Source organism: Streptomyces bambusae (assembly GCF_019400985.1).
In the GTDB taxonomy this organism is placed as follows: Bacteria; Actinomycetota; Actinomycetes; order Streptomycetales; family Streptomycetaceae; genus Streptomyces; species Streptomyces bambusae_A.
Window position 1 is genome coordinate 1 of record NZ_WTFF01000402.1, and the last position, 5,662, is coordinate 5,662.

Below are 5,662 nucleotides of genomic sequence, written 5' to 3' on the forward strand. Positions count from 1 at the left end.
TGTCTTTCTGTATGACAGGCACAGGCGTACTCGATACGCGGAACCTCTGGGCCAGTGTCAGATTTTTACAGTGACCAGTTCGTCCCCCTGGACCTGCCCCGTGACTCCCCGTCCCCGCCGGGCGGGCCACAGGTCGGCCAGGTCCACGCGGCGGTCGCGCAGTTCGCGGGCCGGTACGCCGAGCAGCGCCGGCGCGGTGCCCGGGGCCAGCCGGATCCCGGCGAAGCCGGTGCCCGGGACCTCCCCGGGCAGGCGGGCGACGGTGTCGGGCCCGGCGACCATCAGCCGGCCCTCGATCCACAGCAGGTCCATGCACCCGTCGGGCAGCACGAGGCCGGCCGGCCCGGCCGCCCGCCACAGCACGGCCCCGGGCACCACCCGGGAGTCCCGTTCCTCGTACTGCGCCACTGGCTCGCTCCTCCTCGCCCCGGCCGGTCAGGGGTGGTGGTTGCGCTCCTTGCGGAGGCGGGAGGTGTAGTCGTCCGGGGGCAGGAACTTCGACCAGCGCTCCGGGAACTCCGACGGCGTACCGGCGTCCTCGTCGTCCTCCGACTCGCCCTCCGCCAGCGCCCGCCACGCCGCCGCGCGCGCCACGAGCTGCGCCGCCTCCGCCTCCCGCACCCGCTCGTTCGCCTCGCGCGCCGCTGCCGTCGCCACCGAGGGCCAGACCCGGTCGATGGCGGCGTTGACGGCGGCGCCGACCAGGACCGCGAACGCCGAGATGCCGATCCACAGCAGCACGGCGACGGGCGCGGCCAGGGAGCCGTAGATCGTCGGGCCCTCCACCGTGTTGGTCAGGTAGATCCGCAGCAGGAAGCTGCCGAGCACCCACATCGCCAGCGCCACCAGCGCCCCCGGCACGTCCTCGATCCACGGCGAGCGCACCGGTACGGAGACGTGGTAGAGCGTGGTGAGGAAGACGATGGACAGCAGGGTGACCGTGGGCCAGTACAGGACGGCGATGACCTCCGTGCCCCAGGGCACCAGCCGGATCACGGCGTCCGGGCCGACCACCATCAGCGGCAGCACCACCGCCCCGATCAGGAGCGCGACCACGTACAGCAGGAAGGCCAGCAGCCTGGTCTTGACGATGCCGCGCACGCCGTCGAGCCCGTACATCACGGTGATGGTGTCGATGAAGACGTTGACGGCGCGCGATCCGGACCACAGGGCGAAGGCGAAGCCGAGGGAGATGATGTCGGGCCGGCCCCGGCTGGTGACGTCGTCCAGGAGGGGCCGGGCGATGTCGTTGACGCCCCGGTCGGACAGGACCGTGCCGACGGCGCGCAGGATGTTGTCCTCGATGCTGGCGACGGTCGTGGTGTCCGTCCAGTTGTCGACGTAGCCCAGCAGGCCGAGGAGGCCCAGGAACAGCGGCGGCAGCGACAGCAGGGTGAAGAACGCCGCCTCCGCCGCGAGCCCGAGGATGCGGTACTCGATGCACGAGTTGACGGTGTCCTTGAGCAGCAGCCAGCCCATCTTGCGCTTGGAGACGTTGCGGTAGAGGGCCCGGGCCCGGTGGAGCCGGCCCGGGGGCCGCTCGGGTGTTTCATTTGCAGGCTGCACCTCTTTACCGTATCGGCATGGCAGCCACCACCCACACAGTCACCAACCAGGCCCCGCCGCTCGTCGGCCACGACGTCTACGGAGACGACCGGGCCCTCACCGAGGGCGTGGAGCGGCACCTCGCTCCCGAACTCCTCGACACCGTACGGACCGAGCTCGGCGAGCTGGGGCGCGCAGCGGGCTCCGCGCAGGCCCAGGAATGGGGCCGGCAGGCCAACGAGAACCCGCCGATCCTGCGCACGCACGACCGCTACGGCAACCGGATCGACGAGGTGGAGTTCCACCCTGCCTGGCACCGGCTGATGGGCCGGGCCGTCTCGGCGGGCCTGACCGACGCCTGGGGGCGCCCCGGCGGCCATCTGCGGCGGGCGGCGGGCTTCTTCGTGTGGTCGCAGGCGGAGGCGGGGCACGGCTGCCCGGTCTCGATGACGCACGCGGCGGTACCGGCGCTGCGGGCCGACCCCGAGCTCGCCGCCGAGTGGGAGCCGCGGCTGACCTCGCACGTGTACGAGGAGGGCTTGCGGCCGGCCGCGCAGAAGGCCGGCGTGATCTTCGGCATGGGGATGACGGAGAAGCAGGGCGGCAGCGACGTACGGGCGAACACGACGGCCGCCGAGCCGCTGGAGGCGGCCGGGGAGTACCTGCTGACCGGCCACAAGTGGTTCTGCTCGGCGCCGATGTCGGACGGCTTCCTGGTGCTGGCGCAGGCGCCGGGAGGCCTCAGCTGCTTCCTGGTGCCGCGGGTGCTGGCGGACGGCACCCGCAACGTCTTCGCGATCCAGCGGCTGAAGGACAAGCTGGGCAACAAGTCGAACGCCTCCAGCGAGGTGGAGTTCGACGGGACGTGGGCGCGCCGGGTCGGCGAGGAGGGCCGGGGCGTGCGCACCATCATCGAGATGGTGGCCGCGACCCGGGTGGACTGTGTGATCGGCTCCGCGGCGATCATGCGCCAGGCGCTGACCCAGGCCGTGCACCACGCGACGTACCGCTCCGCCTTCGGGGCCCGGCTGGTCGAGCAGCCGCTGATGCGCAACGTCCTGGCCGACCTGGCGCTGGAGTCGGAGGCCGCGACGGCCCTGATGCTGCGGCTGGCGGCCGCCCAGGACGCCGTGCAGGACCGGGGCGACGAGCAGGAGCAGGCGTTCCTGCGGCTGGCGGTTCCGGCGGCGAAGTACTGGGTGACCAAGCGCTGCACGCCGACCGTGGCGGAGGCGCTGGAGTGCCTGGGCGGCAACGGGTACGTGGAGGAGTCGGGGCTGCCGCGGCTGCTGCGGGAGTCCCCGCTGAACTCGATCTGGGAGGGCTCGGGCAATGTCCAGGCCCTGGACGTGCTGCGGGCCCTGCAGCGCGAGCCGCAGGCGCTGAACGCGTTCCTGGTGGAGGTGGGGCTGGCCCGCGGCGCCGACCACCGGCTGGACACGGCGGTGAAGGACCTGCTGACGGAGCTGGCGGACCTGGACGGCATCGAGGCGCGGGCGCGGCGGCTGGTGGAGCGGATGGCCCTGGTGCTCCAGGGGTCGCTGCTGGTGCGCTTCGCGCCGCCGGAGGTCGCCGACGCCTTCTGCGCGTCACGGCTCGGGGGCGACTGGGGTTCGGCGTTCGGGACGCTGCCGCACAGCCTGGACCTGAAGGCGGTCGTGGCACGGGCGCGGATCGCGGGCTAGGGGGTCCCCAAACCCGGCCGTGCCCGGATCCGGGCCCGCTGATGGTGGGGCGGGGGTGGTGCCGCGCCGACTCGGCACCGCCCCCGCCCCGGGAAAGCCCCGAGGAGGAGCTGTGGCGCCGCGGGGCGGCGTCGGCACAGTTTCGGTCGGGCGACCGGGGCTTGGCGAGAGTTGCGTACGGTTGCATCGCCCGGGAACGGGCAACGCCTTGAGGCACATGCAACGTCTACGGCTTTGTACGTCGTCTTCGGCCGTGTACGTCGTCTTCGGCTACGTACGTCCGCCGCACAGGGGGAGGATCGGGTGTCCCACACCGCCGTCGATCTGGCTCGGCTCTCTGCCATGGACGCGCGGGACGCGTCGCGCCTGCTGAAAGGGGTGCGGGCGGCCGCGCTGTCGGGGAGCCGGCCGCCGGCCGTGCCGCGGCCGGAGATCGCCGAGTCGTGGCGGCGGATGATGGCGGGCGGGGTGCACCCGGACCGGGACACCCGTTCCCGGATGCTGTCGGCCGCCGAGACGGAGGAGCGCCGGCAGGTCTCGCCGCTGCGGCAGGTCCTGCCGGTGCTGCGCGAGGGACTGCTGCCCAGCCTGGACGGCGCCCTGCACATCATGGTCGTCGCGGACGCGGACGGCCGGCTGCTGTGGCGGGAGGGGGCCTCCTCGATCCTGCGCAAGGCCGACCGGCTGGGCTTCGCGGTGGGCGCGGACTGGGACGAGGCGGTGGTCGGGACCAATGGCGTGGGCACGGCGCTGGTGACCCGGCGGCCGGTGCAGGTGTTCTCGGCGGAGCACTTCGTCTCCAGCCACCACGACTGGACGTGCACGGGTGCGCCCGTGCACGATCCGCGCGACGGTTCGCTGCTGGGCGTGGTGGACGTGAGCGGTCCGCTGGCCACGATGCACCCGGCGACCCTGGCCTGGGTGTCGTCGGTGGCGAGGCTGGCCGAGCGGGAGCTGCGGATCCGGCACCTGGAGTCGCTGGAGCGCCTGCGGGCGGTGGCCGCGCCGCTGCTGGCCCGGCTGCCGGGCCGGGCGCTGGCCGTGGACGCGCACGGCTGGACGGCGGCGGTGACGGGGCTGGCCCCGGCCGACCGGATCACGCTGCCCAAGGGCTTCGGGCCGGGCCGGGTCCACCTCCAGCAGCTGGGCGCCTGTGTGGTCGAGCCGCTGCCGGGCGGCTGGCTGATCCGGGTGGAACAGGCCTCGGGCGGCGCGCCGGCCGGCCGGGTGGTGCTGGACCTCAGCCGGCCGCGCCACTGGTCGGCCACGGTGTACGGGGCGGCCGGCAGCTGGTCGCAGGAGCTGAGCCCGCGCCATGCGGAGCTGCTGTTCCTGCTGGCGGAGCGGCCGCGGGGGTGGTCGGCGGCCGAGCTGGCGCAGGAGGTGTTCGGGGATCCCACGCGGACGGTGACGGTACGCGCCGAGCTGTCGCGGGTGCGCCGCCATCTGGCCGGGGTGCTGGCGCACCGGCCGTACCGGTTCGCCGACGATGTGGAGGTGGAGCTGATCCGCCCCGCGGACCCGCTGCTGCTGCTCCCCCACTCCACGGCCCCGGCGGTGGTCGGGGCCCGCCTGGGCCGCGGCGGGCCGGCCGTGGTTCCCTGAACGGCATGAGCAACACCATTCACCTGACCACCTGGTCCCTGGAAATGACCTCGCCCGCCGATCTCGTCCCGGCGGCGGTGCCGGGCGAGGAGGTCCGCGTCGAGCGGGCGGAGGTGCCCTCGCCGGAGTTCAGCCGGTTCCTGTACGCCTCGGTGGGCGGTGACATCCACTGGACGGACCGGCTGGCGCTGACCCGCGCCGAGTGGGCGGCGCACCTGGCCCGGCCGGGCGTCGAGACCTGGGTGGCGTACGACCGTGGTACCCCGGCGGGGTACGTGGAGCTGGACCCGCAGGACGACGGCGTGGTGGAGATCATGTACTTCGGCCTGCTGCCGGACTTCCGCGGCCGCCGGATCGGGGGCTATCTGCTGACGGTGGGCACGGCCCGCGCCTGGGACCTGGCCGCGCGCTGGCCGGGACGCGAGGAGACGAGCCGGGTCTGGCTGCACACCTGCAGCCAGGACGGCCCGACGGCGATGGACAACTATCTCAAGCGCGGTTTCCGCGTCTTCCGGACGGAAACCGAGGACAAGCCGGAAACCCCGACGCCGGGGCCCTGGCCGGGGGCGTAGCGGCCCTGACCCTGGCCCGGGGCGTAGCGGCCGGCCCCGCACCCGGGGTGCAGCAGCCGGCCCGCACCCCGGTCGTAACGGCCGGCCCGCACCCCGGGCGTGCGGCAGCCGCCCCCGGGCCACCTCGGTGTCCCCGGCGGTGGGCGCGCCGCCGCTCGCCCGGGCCTCCCGGCCCAGCGAGGTGCCGCCGACGACGGCCCCGGTGGCGGCCACGTGGAGGGAGACGCGGGCGGCGGCGGGCAGACAGCGTCGCAC

General features: G+C 74.1%; 5 protein-coding genes. 3 read left to right on the forward strand and 2 right to left on the reverse strand.

Annotated features, from left to right (window positions below; genetic code table 11):
* Positions 1–57: 57 nt before the first annotated feature.
* Together GPJ59_RS32570 and GPJ59_RS32575 are read right to left on the reverse strand one after the other, a co-directional pair.
* A complete protein-coding gene (locus GPJ59_RS32570) occupies positions 58–408 on the reverse strand; it encodes a DUF6597 domain-containing transcriptional factor (protein WP_374200976.1) in 351 nt (116 codons plus the stop codon).
* Between the two features lie 27 nt (positions 409–435).
* On the reverse strand, positions 436–1,566 hold the full coding sequence (locus GPJ59_RS32575) for a YihY/virulence factor BrkB family protein (protein ID WP_219671520.1): 1,131 nt from the start codon (positions 1,564–1,566) through the stop codon (positions 436–438).
* Positions 1,567–1,583: 17 nt separating this feature from the next.
* Between GPJ59_RS32575 and GPJ59_RS32580 the strand changes: the two genes are divergently transcribed.
* The 3 genes from GPJ59_RS32580 (at position 1,584) to GPJ59_RS32590 (ending at position 5,407) form a co-directional block, all read left to right on the forward strand.
* Positions 1,584–3,230, forward strand: a complete 1,647-nt coding sequence (locus GPJ59_RS32580; RefSeq protein WP_219671521.1) for an acyl-CoA dehydrogenase family protein — start codon at positions 1,584–1,586, stop codon at positions 3,228–3,230.
* A 303-nt stretch (positions 3,231–3,533) separates the two neighbouring features.
* Complete coding sequence (locus GPJ59_RS32585) at positions 3,534–4,835, forward strand: GAF domain-containing protein (RefSeq protein ID WP_308120609.1); 1,302 nt, start codon at positions 3,534–3,536, stop codon at positions 4,833–4,835.
* A 5-nt stretch (positions 4,836–4,840) separates the two neighbouring features.
* A complete protein-coding gene (locus GPJ59_RS32590; RefSeq protein WP_219671522.1) occupies positions 4,841–5,407 on the forward strand; it encodes a GNAT family N-acetyltransferase in 567 nt (188 codons plus the stop codon).
* Positions 5,408–5,662: the final 255 nt, after the last annotated feature.

What these genes read in the sequence shown, in the direction of transcription:
- GPJ59_RS32580 (WP_219671521.1), top strand. Translation starts at nt 1,584, where the DNA reads ATGGCAGCCACCACCCACACAGTCACCAACCAGGCCCCGCCGCTCGTC.
- GPJ59_RS32590 (WP_219671522.1), top strand. Translation starts at nt 4,841, where the DNA reads ATGAGCAACACCATTCACCTGACCACCTGGTCCCTGGAAATGACCTCG.